Below are 23,766 nucleotides of genomic sequence, written 5' to 3'. Positions count from 1 at the left end.
GCTGGTATGCACCGGCCGGTTCGCGCGGCAGCGCAGTTCGCGCGAACCGGCCACACATCGTTCGCCGACTCGTGTGCGGCGAGCCGCTCGGTCGGCTCGCCGTATACGACGTTAACGGGACCTTCACCTACATACTGACCTGGGCAGGGACGCTCCGGGGTGACCGCTTCGCTTGCACTCGACCGGGTAGAGTGCTAAACAGTTCGTTGGCACTCTGTGTAGCAGAGTGCCAGCACTGGGATCGGGACGATGGGGTCTGCCGAAGGAGATGCGGACCCATGCCGTCGCGGGCGTCGGCTCGGTCCTCGACAAGCCACCCTGCAACTGGGAGGTCTAGCCTTATGGCAGCCAAGATGATCGCGTTTGACGAGGACGCCCGGCGCGGTCTCGAGCGCGGTATGAACCAGCTCGCCGACGCCGTCAAGGTGACCTTGGGTCCCAAGGGCCGCAACGTCGTGCTGGAGAAGAAGTGGGGCGCTCCCACGATCACCAACGACGGTGTCTCCATCGCCAAGGAGATCGAGCTCGAGGACCCGTGGGAGAAGATCGGCGCCGAGCTCGTCAAGGAAGTCGCGAAGAAGACTGACGACGTCGCGGGCGACGGCACCACCACCGCCACCGTGCTCGCCCAGGCGCTGGTGCGCGAGGGCCTGCGCAACGTGGCCGCCGGCGCCAACCCGATGGCTCTGAAGAAGGGCATCGAGGCCGCCGTCGAGCGCGTCAGCGAGGAGCTCTCCAAGCTGGCCAAGGACGTGGAGACCAAGGAGCAGATCGCCTCCACCGCCTCCATCTCCGCCGCCGACGCCGAGATCGGCTCGCTCATCGCCGAGGCGATGGACAAGGTGGGCAAGGAAGGCGTCATCACCGTCGAGGAGAGCAACACCTTCGGTCTCGAGCTCGAGCTCACCGAGGGCATGCGCTTCGACAAGGGCATGACGTCGATGTACTTCGTGACCGACTCCGACCGCATGGAGGCCGTGCTCGAAGACCCGTACATCCTGATCGTCAACAGCAAGGTCTCGGCCAACAAGGACCTGCTGCCGCTGCTCGACAAGGTCGTTCAGTCCGGCAAGCCGCTGCTGATCATCGCCGAGGACGTCGAGGGCGAGGCCCTGGCCACCCTGGTCGTCAACAAGATCCGCGGCCTGTTCCGCTCCGTGGCCGTCAAGGCCCCGGGCTTCGGTGACCGTCGCAAGGCCATGCTGGGCGACATCGCGATCCTGACCGGCGGTCAGGTCATCGCCGAGGAGGTCGGCCTCAAGCTCGAGTCCGCCACCCTCGACCTGCTCGGCCGCGCCCGCAAGGTCGTCGTCTCCAAGGACGAGACCACCATCGTCGACGGCGCCGGTGACGCCGAGGCGATCGCGGGCCGCGTCAACGAGATCCGCGCCGAGATCGAGCGCACGGACTCCGACTACGACCGTGAGAAGCTCCAGGAGCGCCTGGCCAAGCTCGCCGGTGGTGTCGCCGTCATCAAGGCCGGCGCCGCGACCGAGGTCGAGCTCAAGGAGCGCAAGCACCGCATCGAGGACGCCGTGCGCAACGCGAAGGCGGCCGTCGAGGAGGGCATCGTCCCCGGCGGTGGCGTGGCTCTGCTGCAGGCCGGCGCCAAGGCGTTCGACAAGCTCGAGCTGACCGGCGACGAGGCCACCGGTGCCGCGATCGTCAAGAAGGCGCTCGAGGAGCCGCTGAAGCAGATCGCGGTCAACGCCGGTCTCGAGGGCGGCGTCGTGGTCGAGAAGGTGCGCAACCTCACCCCGGGTGAGGGCCTCAACGCGGCCTCCGGCGAGTACGTCAACATGTTCGAGTCGGGCATCATCGACCCGGCCAAGGTGACGCGCTCCGCGCTGCAGAACGCCGCCTCCATCGCGGCGCTCTTCCTCACCACCGAGGCCGTCATCGCCGAGAAGCCCGAGAAGACCCCGGCCGCTCCCGCCATGCCCGGCGGCGGCGACATGGACTTCTAAGCTCTCTCGAAGCTGACGCAAAAGGCGGCCGGGATCTTCCCCGGCCGCCTTTCGCATTGTTCGGTTGTTGCGTTTCCGGACGAATATTCCGTGCTTTTCAGACGCCGAAATGCGGAATGAGATGGCCGCGCGCCACCGTGTTCGCGGTGATGTTGAATCCCACCACGGCCGGGCTCATGTCACTCCCGACCCCCAGCTTCTCCACGCTCAGCGCGTGCACCGTGAAGACATAGCGGTGCGGGTCGCCGGGAGGGGGCGCGGAGCCGCCGTAGTCCTTGCTGCCGAAGTCGTTGCGCGCGTGGACCGCGCCCTGCGGCAGGCCCTTGAAGTCGGGCGCGGTGCCGGCGCCGGTGGGCAGCTCGGTCACGTCGGCGGGAATGTCGAAGACGACCCAGTGCCAGAAGCCGCTGCCGGTGGGGGCGTCGGGGTCGTAGCAGGTCACGGCGTAGCTGCGGGTCTCGGCCGGCGCGCCCGACCAGTGCAGCTCGGGCGACAGGTTCTGGCCCGTCATGCCCCAGTCGTTGTAGACGTGCAGGTCGTTGAGCCGCTCGCCGTCCTGGATGTCGTTACTCTCGACCACGAGCGCGGGGACCGACGGCAGGTGTTCGTGTGGGAGCGGTGCTGGCACGGCATCCTCCTAGGTTGAGAGCTCTGTTGCGCCCAATCCTAGAAGCGGCCCGCCGCGCCCCGAGGAGGACGCGGCGGGGGAGCGGCATCAGACGGTGGCGAGCTGGGCCGGCAGCGGCTTGGCGTGCAGGATCGTCAGGGACGTCACCGCACGCGTCAGCACCACGTAGAGCCGCGCCAGCCCGCGCGGCTCGGCCTCGACGATGTCGGTCGGCTCCACCACGATGACGTGGTCGTACTCCAGACCCTTGGCCAGCGTGGCGGGCACCACCAGCAGCCGGTGCTCCTCGGTGGACTCTGGTGACAACACCGCGTGGGGCAGCCCGGCCAGCGACTCGGAGACCGCGGCCACCTCGGCGTCGGGGACGATGACCGCGATCGACCCCTCCTTGGCCAGCGCCTCGGCGGCGGCAACGGCCACGGGCCCGCCAGGAGTGATCGACAGCGAGCCCCGGCCCGGGCGCAGCGACCGGGGCGCGGCCAGGTGCGGCGCGATCGACGGGAGCAGCCTGGCGGCGTAGTCGAGGATCTCCCTGGGCACGCGGAAGCCCAGCGTCAGCTCCGTCACCTCGCCCTCCTGGCCCAGGTGCCTGAGCAACTGCTCCCACGACGTGGTCGACCAGGGCGTGGTGCCCTGGGCCAGGTCGCCGAGCACGGTCGCCGAGCCGTTGCGGCAGCGCCGGCCGAGCGCGCGCAGCTGCATCTCGGACAGGTCCTGGGCCTCGTCCACGACCAGGTGGCCGAGCGACGGGGTGCGTTCCATGTGGTCGCCCAGCTCGTCGAGGAGCGCGGCGTCGGCGGCGCTCCACTTGGCCGACTTCCAGCTCCGGTACGGCTTGGCCCACAGCAGCGCCCGCTGCTCGTCGGGCGTCAGGTCGGACTTGGCGGCCCGGGCCAGGAACTCCGCGTCGGACAGCAGCCGGTGCAGCACCTGCTCGGGGGTCAGCTTGGGCCAGACCGCGTCGACGAGCTGCTTGACCGGCTTCGAGCGGGCCACGGCGTCCTGGACCCGGTCGTCGGGCGACTCGCCGCGCTGCTCCATGCGGACCAGCACCAGGTGCGCCAGCCGCTGGGCCAGCGCGGCGCGGCCGGGCGTGTAGCGGGTGGTGCCGCGCAGCGAGGCGACGATCTCGCGGACCTCGTGGTCGGCCACCCGGTAGCGGTAGGCGCCCTTGGTGAACACCAGGCCGTCTTCGGGCTTGACGATGTGCAGCCACAACGCGCGTTCGAGCACCGCGGCCATCCTGGCGTCGCCCTTCACGGTGGAGACCGCCGGGTCCTCCGGGGCGGCGTGCTCGCCGAGCAGCCCGGCCACCGTGGTCTGGTCGACCTTGACCTCGCCGAGCGCGGGCAGGACGGAGGAGATGTAGGACAGGAACGCCCGGTTCGGCCCGACGATCATCACGCCGGCGCGGGCCAGCCGCTCGCGGTGGGTGAAGAGCAGGTAGGCCGCCCGGTGCAGCCCGACGGCGGTCTTCCCGGTGCCCGGCGCGCCCTGCACGCAGACGGTCTGGGCCACCGTGGAGCGGACGATCTCGTCCTGGTCGGGCTGGATGGTGGCCACGATGTCGCGCATGGGGCCGGTGCGCGGCCGTTCGATCTCCTCGGTGAGGATCTTCGACGGGCCGATGTCGGCGCTCTCGTCGCCCAGCGGCTCGTCCTCGAAGGCGGTCAGCGTGCCGCCGTGGTAGCCGAAGCGCCGCCGCAGCACGATGTTCATCGGGTCGGCCGGACTGGCCTGGTAGAACGCCCGCGACACCGGGGCGCGCCAGTCGATCACCAGCGGCTTGCTGTGACCGTCGTGGACGTGCCTGCGCCCGACGTAGATGGTGGCGGGCAGGTCGTCGCCGCCGCCGCGGTCGAGTCGGCCGAAGAACAGCGGGGTGTCCGGATGGTCGGCCAGGGCGGCCACCCGCTGGTCGAGCAGCGACTGCAGGATCTGCTGCGAGACCCAGTCGCTCGCGGCGTCGGCCGACAGGGACTGCGCGTGCGCGCGCATGGCGGTCAGCGCGGCTCTGGACTGCGCCAGGTGGGCCTGCTCGGCGGCGAGCACCTCGGAGGGCGCGTCGGCGGGTATGTCGGGGGCCAGTTGACGTGCGGGCATGCGAAAACGCCTCCCAGGCGGATGACGGAGGTGGTAAAGGCAGCGAATCGGCCAGTTTAGTCGCCGCTCGGGCGGGCTTCCAAAGCATTTACGGGCGGCCGTACGGGTAGGGATAGGAGGTGGCGCCGGTGCGATTCGGTATCTCGCCGATCATCCCCACGATCGCGAGCTTCCTGCTCGCGGCGCTCTGGGGCCTGTCGGTGTTCGCGGGCTGGGGGCTGGAGGCGTTCTGCGCCGGCGGCGAGTCCGCGCCGACGTGCTCGCAGCGCCTCGACTCGGTCTCCACGGTGTCGGGCCTGTTCGCCGCGCCGGCCGCGTGCTGCACCGCGGCCGCCTGGCTGCTCCCGAGGTCGCGGCACGACCCCCGGACGTTCGGCAGGCTCATGGCCGCCGGCGTGGCCGCATGGATCGTCGCGGAAGGCGTGTTGTTCCTCGGCGGCATGCTGGCGAGGTAGGACATCCACCTGGAAAAACCGAAAAGCCCGGGCATATCAGGTGGAATTCGCGGATCATGGGGGTATGTCGCAGAAGTCTTGAATGCGACTCTGAGTACGCAGGTGAGGGGGGTGGTTCGATTGTCGACGGCCCGCGGAGTCTCGTGGACGTGACGTGACGGCGAGGCCTGGCCGCTCGGTGGGCGAGCAGCCAGGCCTCCGCGACGCGTGAACCCCCTACACCCCGCCGAGCACGTCGTCGGCGTCGATGATCTGGTAGGCGTAGCCCTGCTCGGCCAGGAAGCGCTGCCGGTGCGCGGCGAACTCCTGGTCGACCGTGTCTCTGCTGACCACCGTGTAGAAGCGGGCGCCACCGCCGTCGGCCTTGGGCCGCAGCACCCGGCCGAGCCGCTGGGCCTCCTCCTGACGCGAGCCGAACGTGCCCGACACCTGGATGGCGACCGCCGCCTCCGGCAGGTCGATGGAGAAGTTGGCCACCTTCGACACCACCAGCACCTGGATCTCCTTGTCGCGGAAGGCCTGGTAGAGGCGTTCGCGCTCCTTGACCCTGGTCTCGCCCTTGATGACCGGCGCGTTCAGGTGCTCACCCAGTTCGTCGAGCTGGTCGATGTACTGGCCGATGACCAGCACCTGCTCGCCCAGATGGCGGCGCACCAGCGCCTCGGTCACCCGCGTCTTGGACGGCGTGGTGGCGCAGAACCGGTAGCGCTCCTCGGCCTCGGCCATCGCGTACGCCAGCCGTTCCTCGTCGGTCAGCGTGACCCGGACCTCGACGCAGTCGGCCGGTGCGATCCAGCCCTGGTTCTCCATCTCCTTCCACGGCGCGTCGTAGCGCTTGGGACCGATCAGCGAGAACACGTCGCCCTCGCGGCCGTCTTCGCGCACCAGCGTCGCGGTCAGCCCGATCCGCCTGCGGGCCTGCAGGTCGGCGGTCATCCTGAAGATCGGCGCGGGCAGCAGGTGCACCTCGTCGTAGACGATCAGGCCCCAGTCACGCGCGTCGAACAGCTCCAGGTGGCTGTAGACGCCCTTCCGCCTGGTGGTCATCACCTGGTAGGTGGCGATGGTGACCGGGCGGATCTCCTTCCTGGTTCCGGAGTATTCGCCGATCTCGTCCTCGGTCAGCGAGGTGCGCTTGATCAGCTCGGTCTTCCACTGGTGCGCCGAGACCGTGTTCGTGACCAGGATCAGCGTGGTGGCCTGGGCGTGCGCCATCGCGGCCGCGCCGACGATGGTCTTGCCCGCGCCGCACGGCAGCACGACCACGCCGGAGCCGCCGTGCCAGAACGCGTCGGCCGCCTCCTGCTGGTACGGCCGCAGCGACCAGCCGTCCTCGGCCAGCGTGATCGGGTGGGCCTCGCCGTCGACGTAGCCCGCCAGGTCTTCGGCCGGCCAGCCCAGCTTGAGCAGCGCCTGCTTGACGTTGCCGCGATCGCTGGGATGCACGACGACCGAGTCGGCGCCGACGCGCTCGCCCAGCATCGGCTGGATCTTCTTCGAGCGCAGCACCTCTTCGAGCACCGCGCGGTCGGTCGAGGTCAGGATCAGGCCGTGGACCGGGTCCTTCTCCAGCCGCAGCCGGCCGTAGCGCGCCATGGTCTCGGCGACGTCGACGAGCAGCGCGTGCGGGACCGGGTAGCGGCTGTAGTTGATCAGTGCGTCGATGACCTGCTCGGCGTCGTGGCCGGCCGCCCTGGCGTTCCACAGCGCCAGCGGCGTGACGCGATAGGTGTGGACGTGTTCCGGAGCTCGCTCGAGCTCGGCGAAAGGCGCGATCGCCTTGCGGCACTCGCCGGCCTTGGCGTGGTCGACCTCGAGCAGCAGAGTCTTGTCCGACTGGACGATGAGCGGGCCGTCGTTCACGGACATCCCTTCCTACGGTTGACCCTTATCCAACACGCACGACGGCGGGAACAGTCCCTGAACAGGGAATCAGCCGGGAACTCCGGCGGAACCGAGGGTCAGTCGAACGCGCCGAGCACGGCCACGGCCACCACCAGCGCGGCCATGATCGCGAAACCGAGCCCGAACAGCACCCAGCTCCACGTCACCAGGCTACGGGCCCGCGCGGGCCTGGCCGACGCCGTGGCCAGCGCCCGGCCGGCGAGAATCGCCCCGGGGATGCCCAGCAGGTTGCAGCACGACAGCACCGCGATGCAGTTGAGCACCAGCGAGATGATCGCGCTCGCGTCGGGCCCGGTGGCGGGCGGCGGGGGCGGCGCGTGCCAGCGGGTGAGCTCGGGGCGGTAGCCCGGCGGCGGCCGCTGCCCGTAGGGCTCGCCGTACCGCTGGTACGGGTATTCCCGGTGGTCGTCCTGGTTCATGGTCACCCCCCAACGCGTCAACAGATATCACGAAATGGCCGAGGGGCCGGACGATCGACCATCCCGGACTAGATCAACCTGGCCCGCAGGGCCTTGCGGTCGAGCTTGAGCACGCTGGTCACCGGGATCGAGTCGACGAACGTCACCTCGCGCGGGTACTTCACCCGGCCGACCCGGTCGCGCGCCCACTCGATCAGCTCGTCCCCGGTGACCTCGGCGCCCTGCCTGAGCTGGACGAACGCGACCACCTCCTCGCCCACGCGCGGATCCGGACGGCCGACCACGCCGGACATGACCACGTCGGGATGCAGGTTGAGCGCGTCCTCGACGTCACGCGGGAACACGTTGAAGCCGCCCCGGATGATCAGGTCCTTCTTCCTGTCCACGATGTAGAGGTAGCCGTCGTCGTCCAGGCAGCCGATGTCGCCGGTGCGCAGCTCCCCGCCGACCAGCGCGGTGCCCTCGGGGTCGGGCTCGTGCTCGCCCCAGTAGCCGAGCATCAGCGAGTCGCCCGCGACGCAGATCTCGCCCACGTCCCCGGTCTCGGCCTCCTCGCCGGAGGAGTCGCGGATGGTGATCCGGTACCCGGACAGGGGGATCCCGACGCTGCCCGCCTTGCGCCGGCCCGGCGGGTTGAACGTGGTGACCGCGCTGGTCTCGGTCATGCCGTAGCCCTCGAGGATCCGCACGCCGGGCATCCGGCGCTCGAACTCCGCCAGCACGTCCTTGCCGAGCGGGGCGGCGCCGCAGGTGAGGTAGGCCAGCTCGGGCAGCGGGTGCGATTCGAGCGGCTCGGCCAGCAGCAGTTGCAGCATGGCGGGCACCACCGCGCCGTACTGGACGTGCTGCTCGGCGGCCAGGGACAGGAACGCCTTCGGGTCGAACCAGCGCATCAGCACGGTCTGCTGCGGCTCGGTGGCCTGCATCCCGCCCACCGTGAGGATCAGGCCGTAGGCGTGGGAGAGCGGCACGGGGATGATCGCCCGGTTCAGTCCCCGCTGGTGCGAGAGTTCGTAGCCGTCCTTGGCCACCTGCCACAGGCCGCGGTGGCTCAGCATCACGCCCTTGGCCTTGCCGGTGGTGCCGCCGGTGTACATGAGCGCGGCCAGGTCGCCCGGGTCCCGTTCGACGGGCCCGTGTTCGGCGCCGCGCGCCAGCTCCAGCGTGTCCACATGCACGGGGACGTCGACGGCGGTGGCCCGGACGGTCTCCACCAGCTCGGGCGAGGTGACGACGGCGACCGCGCCGCTGTCGTCCAGGATGTGCCGCAGCTCCTCGGCCCCGACCAGGAACACCACGGGCGTCACCACCGCGCCGGCCGCCCACAGGGCCTGGTAGGTGAGCCCCACGTCGGGAGAGTTCGCCGCCATGACGACGACCCGGTCGCCGGGACGCACCCCGGCCTCGATGAATCCGCCGCACATCCGGCGCGCCCGCGCGGCGAGCGCGTGGCTGCGATGCCAGACGCCTTCGTAGAACACCGCGTCGTGGTCGTCGAACCGGTTCCACGACTCCTCGGCCAACCGGCCCAGCGTTTGCTCGCTCACATGCTCACGCTGATCCGAAGCCGTGCCCGCCGTCAACCCTCGGCCGCCTTGACTAGTCACTGTGGAGCAGTCGGGCGGCTCCGTAAATAGGTATTAATCCGTACCTAGTGGCATTCAGGTTTCTTTGTGGCCTGAGATCGTGTATTGGTGGGTGGTCGAGCAAGGGAGGACATGATCGAAATGGGCGCGCCTGCGGCCGATACCCCGAGATCCGCGAGAACTTCCTGGTCGATCCTGCCGGAAGGGAGCAGCGTGAGACCGTCCCATTACGCGGAGAAAGCGGATTTCCGACAAGTTTCAACAAAAATATTTTCTGTAGAAAACTTTCTTGTCAAGGACGAGGTGACTTCGTGACCGACAGTCCCGAGCGGGGCGAGATCGATCTCGACGACTTAACGCTCATCGAGAGCGTCACCACCGTCAACGACTACGTCAGGGCCGTCGCCGTCCCCCTGACGAGAGAGCTGAACCGGCGCGAGGCCGACGCTCTCCTGCGCTCCTACCTGGAGCCGGGCTGCTTTCCGCAGGCGGTGCGCAGGCTCGCGGAACGCCACCTGCTCGTCCTCGTCGGCGCCGAGGAGATCGGCAAGCGCCTGGGCGCCCTGGCCCTGCTCTCACGCATGTCGCTGGCCGAAAGCACGATCACGGTGCTGTCCCCGGCGACCGGCGCCCCCGAGCTGATCTCCGGGACCGAGTACCATCCCGGCCGCGCCTACCTGCTGCACGACTGGATCACCGCGAGCACCGACCGCGTCGAGCTCGCCAACCTGGCGCGCAAGCTGGCCGAGCTGGGCTCGTACCTGGTCATCACCAGGAACGGCGAACCGTCGCCGGCGACCGAGGTGGAGCACGCCTGGACGGCGCCGCCCGCGGGCGAGCTGTTCGACTTCTGCCTGCGCACGCTCGGCGGCGCGCCGGACGCCGGCCAGGACGCGCTCGCCGCGGCCAGGCGGCGGGCCAGGGCGCTGCCCACCCCCGGCGAGGTCACCGGCCTGGTCACCCGTATGGTGATGGCCGGCGAGCCCGCCTGCGACGAGGTCGCGGCCTGGTTCGACACCAAGCCGCCCATGCACCAGGTACGCGCGGTGGCCGCGCTCGTGTTCGCCCACCGCCTGCCCGAGCCGGACTTCCGCGCGCAACTGGCCAGGCTGGAGGAGATACACCAGAGCCACGAGCTGGGCCCGCGGCCGCCCATGGGCCCGCTCCCGCTGATCGCACACCGCGCCGGCCAGGTCGTCTTCCGCGTGCCGCGCCACCGCGCCCAGGTGCTGGCCGAGCTCGTCGCCAGATACGGCTTCTGGCTGTGGCAGCCGCTGCGCGAATGGATCCGCACGCTCGCCCGCCAGGGCCTCGACCTCCAGATCAGGGCCGCGGAAGGCGTGGCGCTCCTGGCCGGGCTCTCGCCCAAGGAGGCGTACGACCTGCTCGACGCCTGGGCGTCAGGGCGGCCCACCGAGCGGCTGGCCGCGGCCCACGCCCTGTCCTTCATGAGCGCCGAGGACACGCTCGCGCCGGAAGCGCTGCGGCTGGCGCTGAGCTGGGCCGGCGACGCCGATCGGGGCTCGACCTCGGCGGTGGCGCTGGGCGGCGGGCTGGCGATCAGGTACCCGGCGGACGCCGTGCGCACGCTGCGCGGGCTGGCCTCGTGCGAGCGGGCCGGCGTGGTGGCGCGTCAGTCGCTGGCCCTGATGGTCCAGCAGGCCGCCGGGCACGACGACGCCCAGTCACGCGTCGTCCGCCGCCTGGCCGCCGCCGCGGAGGAGGACTGAGCGGCTCAGAGCCCGGCCACGCCGGTGATGCGGTGCAGCGCGAAGCGGTGCACGGCGGCGCGCGTCTCGTCGTAGGCGGTCAGGTAGCCGCCTTCCATCCTGGCCGGCTCCAGGATGCGTGAGGTGGCGTTGCCCTGGGAGTCGAGGTAGCCGATCCACACCCGCACGCCCTGCTTGATCGCCTCCTGCAACGCCGTGATCGTGGCGGTGGCCGGGCCGCGCGGCAGCGTGCCGCCAGGGGCGTCGACGGGCTCGCGGCGCGACAGGTGGGCGGCGTCGCCGGCGCGCAACGCCCGCACCGCCGCCGCGGCCACCTCCGGGTCGAGCCCGTTGGCCGGCGCCGACATCCTGGCCGGGACCGGCGCCTCGGTACGCCGGCTGTCGAGCTGGGAGATGATCACGTCGCCGTCGAGCGACTCGGCGACCGGGGCGTAGCCCATGGCGCGCAGCGAGTCGACCAGCACCGCCCTGGACGAACGCGAGGCGATCACTGTCGGCGCCAGCCTGCGCAGCCGCAGCGCCGCCGAACGCCGGTCCGCGACGATCTGGTCGAGCAGCGCCGGGTCGTCGCAGCGCACGTACGCGCTCGCGGTGCCGATCCGGATCCGGCCGTGCCGCCTGGCGACGTCCGTGACCAGGTACGACAGCGCCTGCGGCACCGGCGTGGCCGAGTGGCGGGCGAGCATCGCCAGCAGCTCCTCCGCGCCGTGCCCGGCGTCCAGCGCCCGCCGCACCGACGCCTCGCCGAAGCGGTAGACCGTCGCGCCGCCCTTGGACTCCACGTCGGCGGTGAGCGTCATCCAGCGGTTCAGCTCGCTGGTGAGCGGCCCGGGCGCGACGGCGGTGAGATCGGCCTGCAGCAGCACATGATCGACGGGCTCGGGCAGCAGTGGCGCCAGCTTCGCCGCCGGGTCGTCGCCGCCGAGCAGCGCGCGCCCGTGCCCCGACAGCGCGCCGAGACCGGTCACGCCGATCTGCTCGGCCTCGCGCAGCGTGAACTCGGTGAGCTGGTCGCGCAGCGGGCCGCGGCGGCGCGGCTGCTCCCACCCCAACCGGCCGAGCACGGACTCACGGGTGGGCGCGAGGCCCGGAGCGGCCGCCAGCACGCCCAGCACGGCCAGACGCACCCCGGGAGCGGACGAGCGGCGCAGATCGGTGTGAAGCGCGTTGAGCGGCCTGTCGCGGTCGTCACGCTCGCCCGCCAGCCCCGGCACCCGGTCGGTGTGCAGCCAGGTGCCCGCCAGCGTCACCCACCGGTCGGCGGTGCTCCTGACCCGCCACAGGTCGTAGCCGGGGGTCGGCAGCCACTCGCCGTCGACCCCGCCGCCCGCCGCGATCAGCCCGGCCGCGTGCGCCACCTCGACGACCAGCGCCGTCACCCACTCGGGCAGGTCGAGCTCGTTCGCGGCGCGCTTGAGATCGCGGACGCCGAGCCCCCCGGTACGCAGCACGCCCGGCGGATCGATGCTCCACCGCTCGCACAGCTCCTCGACCGCCCGGACGAAGAAGAACGCCTGACCGGCCGCCGTACGGTCGGCCAAAGCCTGGTCGCGGGCGGCCCCGTCGAGCGCGGGCGGGACGGCCAGCAGGTCGCGGTGCACGCGTCCGCCACGCAGGTGCAGGCCCACCTCGCGCGGCAGCGTCACGCTCTCCTCGCCGGCCGCCGCGAGCAGGCCGCGCGCCAGCAGCTCCTCGATGGGCGAGCGGGCCGACTCCAGCCTGACCTCGCGCCTGGCGTTCGGCACCCGGCCGGTCGGCGGGCCCCAGGTGAGCTGGTCGAGCGCGCTCCTGGCCTCGGGCGAGACCGACTCGATCAGCCGGCCGGGCGCCGACAGCGCGGCGGCCAGCCGCTCCTTGCCCGAACCCGTGGTTCCCGGCGCGACGTCGTCGGCCATCTCCTCCAGCTGCTCCGGCGCGTGGTGCCGGAACGCGTCGATCGCGCGCGGGCCGAGCCCGGCCACGTCGTCGAGCACCTTGCGCACGCCGGGGCCCAGGTCGAGCGCCTCGTCGGGGCCGTAGACCAGCGCCAGGTCACGCAGCCTGCCGAGCGCCGCCGACAGCGCGGGCTCCACCTCGCCGGCCGCCAGCGCCGCGCCCACGAGCTCGCGCAGACGCTCTTTGGGCGCCGGTTCGTCCAGTACGGCCAGCGTCTCCACGACCGCCAGGGTGAACCTGTCGAGCCGGTCGAGCACCCGGCCGATCGCCGAGGGGCTGCCCGCCCGCGAGGCGAGGCCGTCGAGATGCGCGGGCACCGGAGTGATCAACTCAGGGCGCGCGGAGACGAGCGCCCGTAGCTGTTCGTCGGTGCGCCCCCTGATCCACTCCGTGAACTCCATCGTTGCCATGGTATGTCCCCCCTGATTAGGGCAGCATTGCTAGGCGTGATAGAGCGCGCGGACCAGCTCATACTCAACTACGTCAGCAAGGCCGCCGACGCGGCGCACGGCGTGTTGCGAGCCGACCAGCGCCTCGACTTCGCCAAGCGGCTGCGGGCCAGGATCGAGGTGGAGCGGCACGGCAGCCAGAGCGCGCGCGAGGTGGCCAAGGTGCTGGCCAGGTTCGGCGATCCGGTGGCGCTGGTCGAGCGCGAGGTGCGCAGGCTGGCCGAGGCGGAGCGCGGGCCGCGCGAGACCGCGCCGCGCCCGGCCGAGCCCCAGGTGACCACGTCGTTCCCCACCATCGTGGACGACTCCACAGCGCCGCCAGGGGTGCGCCGCAGCCGCGCGCTGGCCCAGGAACGGCTGAGCAGGCGGCCCGAGCGCGGGCTGCCGTTCGCCGCGCTGCGCCGGGCCGCCATGTCGAGCGCGAACCCGATGGCCACCGACGGCAGAGACGCCAGGACCATCGTCAAGCAGCACCCGCGCGAGACGGCCGCCATGGTGCTGCTGCTGGTCGCCGCGCTGCTGGTGCCGTTCGACCTGCCCGCCGTGGCCATCTTCCGCGTGCCCGTCCTGGTGTGGGCGGCCGGTGCGGTGCTGGTGCTGTTCAGCGAGACCTGGAAGCTGCGTGACAGGCTCATCGGCATCGGCGCGCCACTGGCCGGCTACACGGTGGGCGGCGTGCTCGTGGGCGGGCTGCGCGGCGGCAGCGAGAAGAGCGGCCTGCAGGCGTTCTACGAGCAGTTCTTCGACGCCAGCGGCACCATGTTCATGATCGGCGCGGCGCTGGGCGTGATCTGGCTGGCCTTCCGGCTGCTCGACCCGGACTGAGCGACCGGACTGAGCGGCCCGGACTGAGCGGCCCTGCTCTGGGGAGGCTCAGATCGCGGGTGCGGGCGCCGGGCTCTGGCTGGGCAGCAGGCCGACGGCCAGGCGCACCCAGGCGCCGACGAACCGGTCCTTGTCCGTGTGACCAGGCGACTCGCCCACCGTCTCCTGGAACAGCCGGTAGTGCACCACGGAGCCGCCGAGCACGGCGCCGATGCCCGCCCAGTCGACGTCGGCGTCGCGGTACTCGGGCTGGGCGCGGAACCAGGTGACGATCGCGTCGAACATGGGCTGCAGCAGCCCCTCCCGGACCACCGCCACCAGCTCGGGGAACTGGCTCAGGTCGCGGAAGAACACCCGGGTCAGCTCGGATTCCTCGCGCACCTTGGCCAGCCCGGCGCGGCAGACGTGGGCCAGGCGGATCTCCAGGTCCACCGAGCTCTCCATGTCGCCCAGCTCGCCCAGGCTCTCGGCGACCTGGGCCCGCGTACGGGTGGCATGCTCGTTGATCGCCGCGGCGAGCACCTCGTACTTCGACTTGAAGTGCCGGTAGAGCCCTCCCGCGCCGGGGGAGAGCCCGGAGGCGGCCTCGATCTCGGCCACGGAAGTGGCGGAGTAGCCCCGCTCGGCGAACAGCCGCAGGGCCTCATCGATGATCCGCTCGCGCGTCGATCTGGTCATATCTATCCTGTTACCTCCGTATGGAGACTAGCCGTTAGGGCGAGGCGCGGCGGATGAGGCTCGCGAGAGCCGAGCCGATGATGAGCCAGACGATCGCCGCAAGCGCGTGGTTGACCAGCGTCGTCCATCGCAGGTCGGCGAGCTGGAACAGGTTGGACAGGCCCAGGGACAGCCGGGCGGCCAGCGACTCGACGAACTGGTACCAGACGTTGGCCGGGTTGGCGCGGAACACCGCGAACACCGCGTGCAGCACCAGGACCAGGGCGGCCAGCCTGGAGGCGAGCCTGACCGCGTACGCCAGCGCGGACACGATCCGCTGCCGGACGCTGACCTGCCGCTCGGCGGGCCTGGCCGGCCTGGCGGGCCGGTGCGGCCGAGGCGGCGGCACGGGCGCAGGCGTTGCGGGGGACGGCGGCACCGGCGCGGGCGTTGCGGGGGACGGGGTCTCCGCCGGGCGGCCGGGGGGAGCGGAGGCGACGAGACGGTCGCCGGCCTCGGGCGGTTCTGGAGTCTGTGACACGGCCGCTCCTTCGGCTCCTCCGGCGATAAGTAATTCCTTTCTTCCATTCCTACGGTCCCACAACAAGCGCCGTTACGCGTCACGTCCAGGTGTTTGGCATCCTGCACATGTGGGGACTTCAGTAGGTTTCGACCTTGACATGACATTGGCTGACACGCGATCAGGCATCGCCGCCGCTTTCGACGAGCTGTCCGTGCGCCTGGGGGTGCCGTTCGACAGCGAGCTGATCACCAGCCGGCTGGGTCCGCCCCTGGAGTTCGAGCTGGCCAACTGGCTGCCCGCGGCGGACGTGCCCGCCGCGGCCGACCTGTACCGGGAGATCTATCCCGAGCTGGCGGTGCCCGCGCACACCGCCATGGCCGGCGCGTACGAGGCCGTCGAGGCCGTGCGGGCCGGCGGCGGCCGGATCATCGTGGTGACGGGAAAGAACGTCCGCGACGCCACCAGCACGGTCGAACTGCTCGGCCTGGCCGTCGACGAGATCGTCGGATCGGTTTTCGGCGCCGCCAAAGGTTCGGCGCTCGCGCGCTTCGGCGCGGCCGCTTATGTTGGTGACCATGTCGCGGACATCGAGGCCGCACGCGCGGGCGGGGCCGTGAGCGTGACGGTCGCGACCGGCCCTTACAGCGTGGGAGAACTTCGTGATCACGGAGCCGACGTGGCACTGGCGAACCTGACCGAATTCGCCACCTGGTTCGCCGGCTGGCGAGCGGGCGCACGACTCGGGTAATTACCTGGCATTTACCCGGTCGCCCAGCCGCCCGACTGGGCATAACCTACATCCATTGCCTTTGTCCTTTACGAGTGTTTGAACGAGGTCCTCCTGTGCCGAGTGGCAAGGTCAAGTGGTACGACGCCGACAAGGGGTTCGGCTTCCTCACCCGCGACGACGGCGGTGAGGTCTTCGTGCATTCCTCCGCGCTACCCACCGGCGCGGCCCCGCTCAAGCCCGGCCAGAAGGTCGAGTTCGGCGTGGCCGAAGGGCGCAGGGGTCAGCAGGCACTCTCGGTCAGAATCCTTGACCAGCCGCCGACGCTGGCCAAGCCCAAGCCCAAGGCCAAGCGCAAGAAGCCGGACGAGATGGTCGTCATCGTCGAAGACCTGATCAAGCTGCTCGACGACGTCTCGACCTCCTACCAGCGCGGCAAGCACCCCGACGCGGCGCACGCCAAGAAGATCGCCCAGGTGCTCCGGGCCGTCGCCGACGACCTGGACGCCTGACCCCGGGCCCTCGCCCGGCTAACCGTTCGGGTTGGTCAGCGGCTTGGTCGGGTCGACCGTCGAGTCGATCTTCGGCTCGGCGGGCCGGGTCCCGGCCGGCTCGCCGGCCGTGCCCTCAGCCGTGCCCCCCGCTGTGCCCGCGGCCTTCGCGGCGGCGCGCTGCCTGCGCAGCTCGGCCTTGGCGGCGCGCACCCGCCGCCGCCGATGGACGATCAGCCAGCAGAACGCCACCGTCAGGAACACGGCCAGCGTGATCAGCCCGGCCATGCTGCTCTCGGTCAGCGACAACACCAGCCCGACCAGGCCGCCGAACACCCAGGCGAGCTGCAGCACGGCCTCGACCACGCCGAACGTGGACGAGCGCACCTCCTCGCCGATCTCCCGCTGCACGATCGCGTCGAGCGCCAGCTTGCCCAGCTCCTGCGCGAACGCGGTGACCACCGAGATGCCCACCGCGGCCCACAGGCCGAAGAAGATCCCGGCGGTGATCGTGGCCGCCGCCGTCACCGCCAGCGTGACCAGCACGATGAGCTGCGGGGCGTGATTACGCGTCCAGTTCGCCACCATCGCGCCGATCAGGCCGCCCAGCCCGGCCGCCGCGGCGAGCACGGCGATCGTCTTGGGCCCGTCGAAGAACGGCGCGGGCGCCCCCGGGTACGGCTGGACCAGCCACGGCACCTGCTTGTCCTGCACCAGGAACAGCAGGAAGAACAGCAGGAAACCGGAGAACACCCGGATCGCCACGTTCGCCCAGACCGCCTCGGCCACCGTCGGGCCCACCTTGAGCAGCGTGCGCCAGCGGGGCGCCTCGCCCTCCTCCTCCAGCTCGGGCGAGTCGACGTGCCTGGGCAGGCGCACCCCGAAGACCCCGACCACCAGGAACAGCAGCATCGCCAGGCGCAACACGGTCGCGCTGCCCAGCCACGCCGTGAGACCGGCCCCGATCGGCACCATGATCCCGGCTGTGACCAGCGTGAACAGCGCCACTCTCGCGTTCGCGGAGACCAGCGTGATGTCGGCGGGCAGCACGCTCGGCATGATCGCCGCACGCGAGACGTTGAACGCCTTCGACAACACCAGCACGCCCAGCGCGCCGAGGAACAACGTGGGCAGGTCGCCCGGCCCGACGGCGGCGGCCATCGCGAAACACAGCAGCCCGCGGCCGAACAGCGTGCCCGCGATGACGTAGCGGCGGCCCGACCTGAACCGGTCGAGAATCGGCCCCACGAACGGCGCGAGCAGCGCGAACGGCAACATCGTGATGACCAGGTAGAGGGCCACCGACCCGCGGGCCTCGCCGAGCGGCACGCCGAAGAACACCGTGCTCGCCAGCGCCACCGTGACCAGCGCGTCGGCGGCGCTGTTGCCCGCGGACAGCTCGATGAGACGGCCGAGCCCGGTGCGTCCGGCGCCGTTGGCGTGTGTGAGCCTGCGCGTGGCCCTGCCGACCTTTTGCGCGCCCTTGGCCGTGGCGAGACCGGCCCGTTTGGTGCCGCTCGCCGTCGCCTTGCCGGCGCGCACGGTCACGCGGCCCGTGCCGGCGATTCCGCGCCCCACGCGCCGCGAAATATCGCGCGCTCGGTCCCAGCCTCCCTCCACGCCTACCAGTCTTACCCGATTCGCGTACCTTCTCTGCGCTGAACAGGGCCCTTAATCATCGAGTCGGTTCCGCACTTGTGGGCGTGCCACGTCCCCCCATAGGTGAGAATGAAGTGTGAGCGAACAGCACCTTTCGGCGGAGGCGGCCCGATGAGCCCCACCAGGACCCGCGTCTCCGCTCCCGACCAGGCCTGTGTCGCCGCGGTCGATCTGGCGCGCGCCGCCGCCGAGGAGCTCGCGCGGCCGGGTCAGCCCGGCGAGCACCTGGGCCACCAGAGCGAGGGCGACCGGATCGTCACCCATTTCTTCGCCTGCCTCGACCGGGCCTATCGCGGCTGGCGCTGGGCGGTCACCGTCACGCGCGCCTCGCGCGCGAAGAAGGTCACGGTCAGCGAGGCGGTGCTGCTGCCGGGTTCCGGCGCGCTGCTCGCGCCGGAATGGCTGCCGTGGAGCGAACGGCTGCGCCCCGGCGACCTGGGCGTGGGCGACCTGCTCCCCACCGCGGACGACGACGACAGGCTCGCGCCGGGCTTCACCGAGATCGACGACGACGCCGACCGCCAGATGATTTTCGAGTACGGCCTGGGCCGGGCACGTGTGCTCTCGGCCATCGGCAGGGACCGGGTTGCCAGGCGCTGGCGCTCGGGCGAGCACGGGCCGCATACGCCGATCGCACACGCCGCTCCCGCGCAGTGTTCCACCTGCGGCTTCTACTGGCTGCTCGCGGGTGAGCTGCGCCAGGAGTTCGGGGTCTGCACGAACGAGTACGCGCCCGACGACGGCAAGGTCGTCACGGCCGACCACGGGTGCGGCGCGCACTCCGAGGCCGCGATCCAGCCGCCGCCGGTCGAGCAGGCCACGCCCATCCTCGACGACCTGGGCTACGACCTGATCGAGGAGGAGTCCGGCTCGGTCGACGAGTCGGCCAGCGAAGAGCTCGGCCACTCCTGACCCGGTGCTTCCGGCCCCGCGCACGTGGGGCCGGCCGCGCCGTGCCCGCGGGCCGGTTCGAGTCGTCGGCGCGGGCCGCGTGTGAGATCCCCGACTGTCGGGGAAGGTCGCTAGCCTACGGAGGCCCGTACCCTCCAACCCTGGATTCGTGATCGATGACCGACACCTTTGGCACTGACCGGATGCGAGCCGCCGTCCTCTCGGCGTGGACGGCCTCGCCCGCCAGGTTCCGCGAAGACGCCAACGCGGAAGAGGATTTCGCGCTCGGCGGCTACCGCGACCGGCTGATCGTCGAGCTCGCGCAGAACGCCGCCGACGCGGCGCTGCGCGCGGGCGTGCCAGGGGTGTTGCGGCTGACACTGCGCGACGATGTGCTGACGGCGGCCAACACCGGCGCCCCGCTCGACGCCACCGGCGTGGAGGGCCTGGCCACGCTGCGCGTCTCCGGCAAGCGCGACGAGATCGGCGCGGCCGGCCGGTTCGGCGTGGGCTTCGCCGCCGTGGTCTCGGTGTGCGACGAGCCGTCGATCGGCTCGCGCGAGTCCGGGGCGGCGCGCTGGTCGCGGGCCGAGACCGCCGAGCTGGTGTCCGGCATCCCCGCCCTGGTGGGCGAGCTGGCCGACCGCTCCGGGCACGTGCCGCTGCTGCGCCTGCCGTTCGAGTGCGACCCGCTCGACGTGCCCGGCGGGTTCGACACGCTGGTCAGGCTGCCGCTGCGCGATCAGTCCGCGGTCGACGCGGTGCGCCGCATGCTGGCCGAGACCAGCCCGGCCCTGCTGCTCGGCATGCCCGCGCTGACCGCCATCGAGATCGAGCTCGACGGCGACACCCGCACCGTGGTGGCCGACGGCTGGCACGTGGTGTCCGAATCAGGCGAGTTCGGCCCCGCCGAGGTGGCCGAGCTGTTCGCCGACCGGCCCACCGAGGAGCGGGCCCGCCCGTACTGGTCGCTGCGCTGGGCGGTGCCGCTGACCGGCGTCGGCGAGCCCGGGCCGCTGCCCGCCGCCGTGCCGCCCGTGGTCCACGCGCCCACGCCCAGCGACGAGCCGCTCGACCTCAACGCGCTGCTCATCGCCTCGTTCCCGATGGCCACCGACCGCCGGCACGTGGCCACCGGGCCGCTGACCGAGTTCCTGGTCGAGCGGGTGGCCGACGCCTACGTCCGGCTGCTGCGCGAGCTGCCGCGCACGCCGCGGCTGCTCGATCTGGTCCCCGGCCTCATGGGCAAGGGCGAGCTCGACGCCAAGATCCGGCGGGCGATCCTGCGCCGGCTGCCCGGCACGCCGCTGCTGCCCGCGCTGTCCGCGCCCGCGCCGGCCGTCCAGACACCGTCGTTCGCCGACGCCGAGGTCTACGAGCCCGACGCCGAATGGCAGGTCGAGCACCCCGCGCGCGAGCCGGAAGGCGACGGCTGGGTGGTCACGGGGCGCGAGGCGGCCGTGGTGTCGGGGTCGGCCGAGCTGCTGGCCACCATCGCCGAGATCGTGCCCGGGTTGCTGCCCGCCGGCTGGCCGGCCAGGCACGCGGCCATGGCCGCGCTGGGCGTGCGCAGGGTGGAGCTGGCCGACGTGGTCGACCTGCTGTCCGGCGAGGCCGTGGAGGCGCGTGAGCCCGCCTGGTGGCGTTCGCTCTACCAGGTGCTGCCCGCCGACGATCCCGAGTCGCTGGGCGCGCTCCCGGTGCCGCTGACCGACGGCAGGATCGTCCGCGGCCCGCGTGGCACGCTCATCCTGTCCTCGTCGGGTGAGCTCGACCTGACGCCGCTCGGGCTGCGCATCGTGCACCCCGAGGCCGCGCACCCGGCGCTGCTGCGGCTGGGGGCCGCCGAGGCCACGCCGCGCACGATTCTCGAAGACCCGCTGACCAAGGCCGCGGTCGCTCAGTCGCTCGACAACCCCGACCCCGAGCCGGTGGCGCGGGCCGTGTTGTCGCTGGTCGAGGCGGCCGGGCTGGCCCCCGGCGAGGCTCCGTGGCTGGCCGAGCTGGCGCTGCGGAGCACCGACGGCGAGCTGTACCCGGCGGGCGAGCTGATGCTGGCCGACGGCGCCCTGGCCGGGCTGCTCGAACCCGACACCCACCTCGGCCTGGCCGCCCCCGAGCTGGTGGAGACCTACGGCTCGCGGGTGCTGGCCGCCGCGGGCGTGCTCGACGGGTTCGCCGTCGTTCACGACTCCGACGTGCTGCTCGACCACGACGACTGCGACCACGACCTCGACGGCGAGGACGACTGGCTCGACCACGTCCTCGACCTGCTGCCCGACCTCGACGTGCCGCCGGTGGTGCCGGAGTTCCTGGCCGTGCGCGACCTGGAGCTGGTCGCCGACTGGCCGGCCGCGCTCGAACTGCTCACCCGTCCGCCGCTGCGTGCCGCGCTCCACCCGCTGCGCATCGCCGGGGTCGAGGTGCCTTCGTACACCGCCTGGTGGCTGGCGCACCACGCGGTGCTCGGCGGTCGCAAGCCCACCGAGCTGCGCCTGCCCGGCGCCGACCCGCTGCTGCAGGGCCTCTACGCCGACGCGCCCGCCGGGCTCGACGACGTTGCGCTGGCCATGCTGGGCGTCCGCACGACGTTGCCGGAGCTGCTGGCACACCACGGCGGCCCGGAGGAACTGCTCGACCTGATGGCCGACGAGTCGATCGAGGTCGACCGGGCCCAGTTGCGTGCCCTGTGGATGGCGCTGGCGGCGGTCGAGCCGTCCAGGGTGGCGCCGCCGTCGCGGGTGCGCGCGGTGCTCGGCGGCGACATCGTGGTGGCCCAGGCCGACGACGTGGTCGTGGTCGAGGCTCCCGACCTGCTGCAACTGGTGACCGACCGGCCGCTGGTGCTGGCGCCCTACGACCTGGCCGAGTCGCTGTCGGAGCTGCTCGACCTGCCGCTGGCCGGCGAGGTGTCCACCGGTGAGGTGACGTCGCAGGGGGAGGTGCGGGAGGTGCCCGTCCAGGTGCGCTCGCTGCTGCCCGCCGCGCCGCAGACGTACGTGGAGCACGAGAAGCTGCTGGTGGACGGGGTCGCCTGCACGTGGCGCTTCTTCGAGGGCGCGGTGCACTGCACCGGCATCGAGGGGCTGGCGCGCGGGCTGGCCTGGGCCACGGGGCAGTGGAACGACCGGCTCGCGGTGGCGGCGCTGCTGCGTGACCCGGGGGCGGTGCCACTGCTGCTGGCCGAGGCCGACCTGTCCTGACCTGACCTGACCTGTCCTGAGTCAGGCGGGTTCGGGGCTCGCCAGGCCCAGGAGTTCGGGTTTGCCCGCCCTGATCCGCCATGCGCGGTCGGGGCGGGCGACCAGCCGTCGGGTGCCCAGGTCGAGCAGCCCGCTCACGTGCTCGACCTGCGCGGCGAGCGTGCCGTCCGGGAGCAGGAACCGGTGGCGCACCCGGTAGGTCTTGCCCGTGCCCCACTCCCAGGCGCAGGTGACGTCGACCTGGTCGCCGACGCGCAGCTCGCGGTGATACTTGATCACCGTCTCCAGGTTGACCGGGCCGAGGCCACCGGCCAGAAGATCCTCGACGGAGACACCCGCGGCGCGGACGCAGGCGAAGCGGGCATGGTCGGCGTACTGGACGTAGTAGCCGCCGTTGAGGTGGAGCTGCGGGTCGATCTCGTAACCACGCACCTCCAGCCGGACGCTGAACGGCTCGGGCGTGTGGTCGTCGGACGTCGAGGGGTCGGTGGCGGGTTCGGTCACGCGGTTGTCGGACGTCGAGCGGTCGCTGGATGGCTCGGTCATGCGATCGTCGGATGTCGAGCGGTCGCTGAACGGTTCGGTCACGCGGTCGTCAGGCATCGCGTGGTCGTTGAACGGTTCGCGCGTGTGGTCGTCAGCCATCGAGGGGCTCCTGTTCCGCCAGCCAGCGCAGCGAGCGCTCCGACAGGTAGCGTCGGCCGTCGTCGCGAACCTCCAGCCAGTCGCCACGCACCCACCCGCCGGCCGCCTGCGGGGAGAAGCCGTGCTTGCGGAACAACGCGCTCGCCTCGGACCTGGTCAGACCGCGCCGCCCCCACTCGGCGAGCAGCCGGTGGTGACGGGTCTCCTCCGGCGGTTCGGCGGGATCGGCGGACACTGCATCAGCCAGCGCCGCGAACCCGGCACTGATCTGACGCAGCGCGGCGGCGATCTGCTCCCGCTGAAACGGTTCCATGCTTCGCAAGCATAGCAATCGCTATCGATCGCAATGCAATCGGTTCGTTTCGCCCATGGCCGCGGGTAAGGTTCGTGGACCATGAAACGCGGCTGCCTGCTCACTGTCGTGCTCGCGGTGGGGCTGCCCATCGTCGGGCTGTTCCTGCTGATCAACATCCCGATGTGGCTGAACGATCGGAAGCTGGACGACTTCGAGTCGGGCCTTCGGAGCTATCCGCGTCCGCCGCAGACGTACGTGGTCGACAACACCACCGAGAAGTCCATCGCTCTGCGCGGCAACGGTAACCACTGCGACTACCTGGTCCGGATGGCGTTCAGCAGCAGTCTGTCGGAGGACGAGATCGTCGCGTACTACGATGCGGCGAAGATCGCGGGCGTGGACGGCGACGGGCGCGCGTCCGTCACGGTCTACTTCCCGAGGAAGCGGGCGGCGGCGGCCACCGGGCCGTCCCGTACCTTTCTGGTGGAGATCGCGGACGGCACGGAGGCCGGGCTCGACTTCCGCTGCCACTGAGCGGGCGGGCCACCGCCACGGAGGATCCGGAAAGGGTGCCGATGCCGCCGAACACCGGCGAGGGGGACCACCCGGCGGACGGGGATCACCCGGCCGATGGGGATCGCCCGGCGGACGGGGATCGTCCGGCTGCCGGTGA

The 23,766-nt window shown here is 71.6% G+C and carries 20 protein-coding genes; 9 read left to right on the top strand and 11 right to left on the bottom strand.

From position 1 onward, the window contains the following. Positions 1 to 341: 341 nt before the first annotated feature. Positions 342 to 1,967, top strand: coding sequence for a chaperonin GroEL (groL, locus tag HII36_RS25370; protein WP_173525742.1), 1,626 nt, complete (start codon positions 342 to 344; stop codon positions 1,965 to 1,967). A gap of 97 nt (positions 1,968 to 2,064) precedes the next feature. Here the strand turns inward: groL and HII36_RS25365 are convergent, their stop codons facing one another. Together HII36_RS25365 and HII36_RS25360 are read right to left on the bottom strand one after the other, a co-directional pair. After that, positions 2,065 to 2,595, bottom strand: coding sequence for a YbhB/YbcL family Raf kinase inhibitor-like protein (locus HII36_RS25365; protein ID WP_328807881.1), 531 nt, complete (start codon positions 2,593 to 2,595; stop codon positions 2,065 to 2,067). A gap of 87 nt (positions 2,596 to 2,682) precedes the next feature. Beyond that, the gene (locus tag HII36_RS25360; protein WP_173525741.1) at positions 2,683 to 4,698 is read right to left on the bottom strand and encodes a HelD family protein; all 2,016 of its coding nucleotides are present in this window, start codon (positions 4,696 to 4,698) and stop codon (positions 2,683 to 2,685) included. Between the two features lie 128 nt (positions 4,699 to 4,826). Between HII36_RS25360 and HII36_RS25355 the strand changes: the two genes are divergently transcribed. Further along, positions 4,827 to 5,153 carry a hypothetical protein gene (locus HII36_RS25355; RefSeq protein ID WP_173525740.1) on the top strand — a complete coding sequence of 109 codons (327 nt, stop codon included), beginning with the start codon at positions 4,827 to 4,829 and terminating at the stop codon, positions 5,151 to 5,153. Positions 5,154 to 5,369: 216 nt separating this feature from the next. Here HII36_RS25355 and HII36_RS25350 read toward each other — a convergent pair whose 3' ends face one another. From HII36_RS25350 to HII36_RS25340, 3 genes are all read right to left on the bottom strand, one after another. Then, complete coding sequence (locus HII36_RS25350) at positions 5,370 to 7,022, bottom strand: DNA repair helicase XPB (protein WP_173525739.1); 1,653 nt, start codon at positions 7,020 to 7,022, stop codon at positions 5,370 to 5,372. 92 nt (positions 7,023 to 7,114) lie between these two features. Then, the gene (locus HII36_RS25345) at positions 7,115 to 7,477 is read right to left on the bottom strand and encodes a hypothetical protein (protein ID WP_173525738.1); all 363 of its coding nucleotides are present in this window, start codon (positions 7,475 to 7,477) and stop codon (positions 7,115 to 7,117) included. Positions 7,478 to 7,545: 68 nt separating this feature from the next. Then, positions 7,546 to 9,024: an AMP-binding protein gene (locus HII36_RS25340; RefSeq protein WP_173525737.1), complete on the bottom strand. Its 1,479-nt coding sequence runs from the start codon at positions 9,022 to 9,024 to the stop codon at positions 7,546 to 7,548. A gap of 350 nt (positions 9,025 to 9,374) precedes the next feature. Between HII36_RS25340 and HII36_RS25335 the strand changes: the two genes are divergently transcribed. Beyond that, on the top strand, positions 9,375 to 10,793 hold the full coding sequence (locus HII36_RS25335; protein WP_173525736.1) for a hypothetical protein: 1,419 nt from the start codon (positions 9,375 to 9,377) through the stop codon (positions 10,791 to 10,793). 5 nt (positions 10,794 to 10,798) lie between these two features. Here HII36_RS25335 and HII36_RS25330 read toward each other — a convergent pair whose 3' ends face one another. Further along, entirely contained in the window at positions 10,799 to 13,129 is a 2,331-nt protein-coding gene (locus tag HII36_RS25330; protein WP_173525735.1) for a helicase C-terminal domain-containing protein, read from the bottom strand. 45 nt (positions 13,130 to 13,174) lie between these two features. Here HII36_RS25330 and HII36_RS25325 point away from each other — a divergent pair, with 45 nt between their 5' ends. Beyond that, positions 13,175 to 14,002 carry a hypothetical protein gene (locus HII36_RS25325; RefSeq protein WP_173525734.1) on the top strand — a complete coding sequence of 276 codons (828 nt, stop codon included), beginning with the start codon at positions 13,175 to 13,177 and terminating at the stop codon, positions 14,000 to 14,002. 48 nt (positions 14,003 to 14,050) lie between these two features. Here the strand turns inward: HII36_RS25325 and HII36_RS25320 are convergent, their stop codons facing one another. Next, the gene (locus HII36_RS25320) at positions 14,051 to 14,680 is read right to left on the bottom strand and encodes a TetR/AcrR family transcriptional regulator (protein WP_173525733.1); all 630 of its coding nucleotides are present in this window, start codon (positions 14,678 to 14,680) and stop codon (positions 14,051 to 14,053) included. A 34-nt stretch (positions 14,681 to 14,714) separates the two neighbouring features. Further along, positions 14,715 to 15,200 (bottom strand): hypothetical protein, encoded by a 486-nt coding sequence (locus HII36_RS58765; protein ID WP_173525732.1) that lies wholly within the window; start codon positions 15,198 to 15,200, stop codon positions 14,715 to 14,717. 109 nt (positions 15,201 to 15,309) lie between these two features. Here HII36_RS58765 and HII36_RS58760 point away from each other — a divergent pair, with 109 nt between their 5' ends. Beyond that, positions 15,310 to 15,930 (top strand): HAD family hydrolase, encoded by a 621-nt coding sequence (locus tag HII36_RS58760; protein ID WP_328807880.1) that lies wholly within the window; start codon positions 15,310 to 15,312, stop codon positions 15,928 to 15,930. A gap of 95 nt (positions 15,931 to 16,025) precedes the next feature. Beyond that, complete coding sequence (locus HII36_RS25305) at positions 16,026 to 16,421, top strand: cold-shock protein (protein ID WP_173525730.1); 396 nt, start codon at positions 16,026 to 16,028, stop codon at positions 16,419 to 16,421. 18 nt (positions 16,422 to 16,439) lie between these two features. Here the strand turns inward: HII36_RS25305 and HII36_RS25300 are convergent, their stop codons facing one another. Continuing rightward, entirely contained in the window at positions 16,440 to 17,978 is a 1,539-nt protein-coding gene (locus HII36_RS25300) for an MFS transporter (protein ID WP_328807879.1), read from the bottom strand. Between the two features lie 192 nt (positions 17,979 to 18,170). Here HII36_RS25300 and HII36_RS25295 point away from each other — a divergent pair, with 192 nt between their 5' ends. Together HII36_RS25295 and HII36_RS25290 are read left to right on the top strand one after the other, a co-directional pair. Further along, positions 18,171 to 18,971, top strand: coding sequence for a DUF3027 domain-containing protein (locus tag HII36_RS25295; protein WP_173525728.1), 801 nt, complete (start codon positions 18,171 to 18,173; stop codon positions 18,969 to 18,971). Positions 18,972 to 19,126: 155 nt separating this feature from the next. Continuing rightward, complete coding sequence (locus HII36_RS25290; protein ID WP_173525727.1) at positions 19,127 to 22,153, top strand: sacsin N-terminal ATP-binding-like domain-containing protein; 3,027 nt, start codon at positions 19,127 to 19,129, stop codon at positions 22,151 to 22,153. A gap of 21 nt (positions 22,154 to 22,174) precedes the next feature. Here HII36_RS25290 and HII36_RS25285 read toward each other — a convergent pair whose 3' ends face one another. Continuing rightward, the gene (locus HII36_RS25285; RefSeq protein WP_236003853.1) at positions 22,175 to 22,798 is read right to left on the bottom strand and encodes an acyl-CoA thioesterase; all 624 of its coding nucleotides are present in this window, start codon (positions 22,796 to 22,798) and stop codon (positions 22,175 to 22,177) included. After that, entirely contained in the window at positions 22,791 to 23,111 is a 321-nt protein-coding gene (locus tag HII36_RS25280; RefSeq protein ID WP_173525726.1) for a hypothetical protein, read from the bottom strand. The genes HII36_RS25285 and HII36_RS25280 overlap by 8 nt, the downstream gene beginning before the upstream one ends. Positions 23,112 to 23,192: 81 nt before the next feature. Here HII36_RS25280 and HII36_RS25275 point away from each other — a divergent pair, with 81 nt between their 5' ends. Next, complete coding sequence (locus tag HII36_RS25275; RefSeq protein ID WP_173525725.1) at positions 23,193 to 23,627, top strand: hypothetical protein; 435 nt, start codon at positions 23,193 to 23,195, stop codon at positions 23,625 to 23,627. Positions 23,628 to 23,766: the final 139 nt, after the last annotated feature.

Origin of the sequence: Nonomuraea antri, assembly GCF_013283785.1 — a bacterium.
Classification (GTDB): domain Bacteria; phylum Actinomycetota; class Actinomycetes; order Streptosporangiales; family Streptosporangiaceae; genus Nonomuraea; species Nonomuraea antri.
Note: the sequence above shows the minus strand (reverse complement) of the source record. Positions and strands in the feature narration are given on the sequence as shown.

Bases quoted from the DNA above. Each gene is read 5' to 3' on its own strand.
- HII36_RS25320 (WP_173525733.1), bottom strand. From the start codon at position 14,680: ATGACCAGATCGACGCGCGAGCGGATCATCGATGAGGCCCTGCGGCTG.
- HII36_RS25290 (WP_173525727.1), top strand. From the start codon at position 19,127: ATGACCGACACCTTTGGCACTGACCGGATGCGAGCCGCCGTCCTCTCG.
- HII36_RS25345 (WP_173525738.1), bottom strand. From the start codon at position 7,477: ATGAACCAGGACGACCACCGGGAATACCCGTACCAGCGGTACGGCGAG.
- HII36_RS25360 (WP_173525741.1), bottom strand. From the start codon at position 4,698: ATGCCCGCACGTCAACTGGCCCCCGACATACCCGCCGACGCGCCCTCC.
- groL (WP_173525742.1), top strand. From the start codon at position 342: ATGGCAGCCAAGATGATCGCGTTTGACGAGGACGCCCGGCGCGGTCTC.
- HII36_RS25330 (WP_173525735.1), bottom strand. From the start codon at position 13,129: ATGGAGTTCACGGAGTGGATCAGGGGGCGCACCGACGAACAGCTACGG.
- HII36_RS25275 (WP_173525725.1), top strand. From the start codon at position 23,193: ATGAAACGCGGCTGCCTGCTCACTGTCGTGCTCGCGGTGGGGCTGCCC.
- HII36_RS25285 (WP_236003853.1), bottom strand. From the start codon at position 22,798: ATGGCTGACGACCACACGCGCGAACCGTTCAACGACCACGCGATGCCT.
- HII36_RS25295 (WP_173525728.1), top strand. From the start codon at position 18,171: ATGAGCCCCACCAGGACCCGCGTCTCCGCTCCCGACCAGGCCTGTGTC.
- HII36_RS25350 (WP_173525739.1), bottom strand. From the start codon at position 7,022: ATGTCCGTGAACGACGGCCCGCTCATCGTCCAGTCGGACAAGACTCTG.
- HII36_RS25280 (WP_173525726.1), bottom strand. From the start codon at position 23,111: ATGGAACCGTTTCAGCGGGAGCAGATCGCCGCCGCGCTGCGTCAGATC.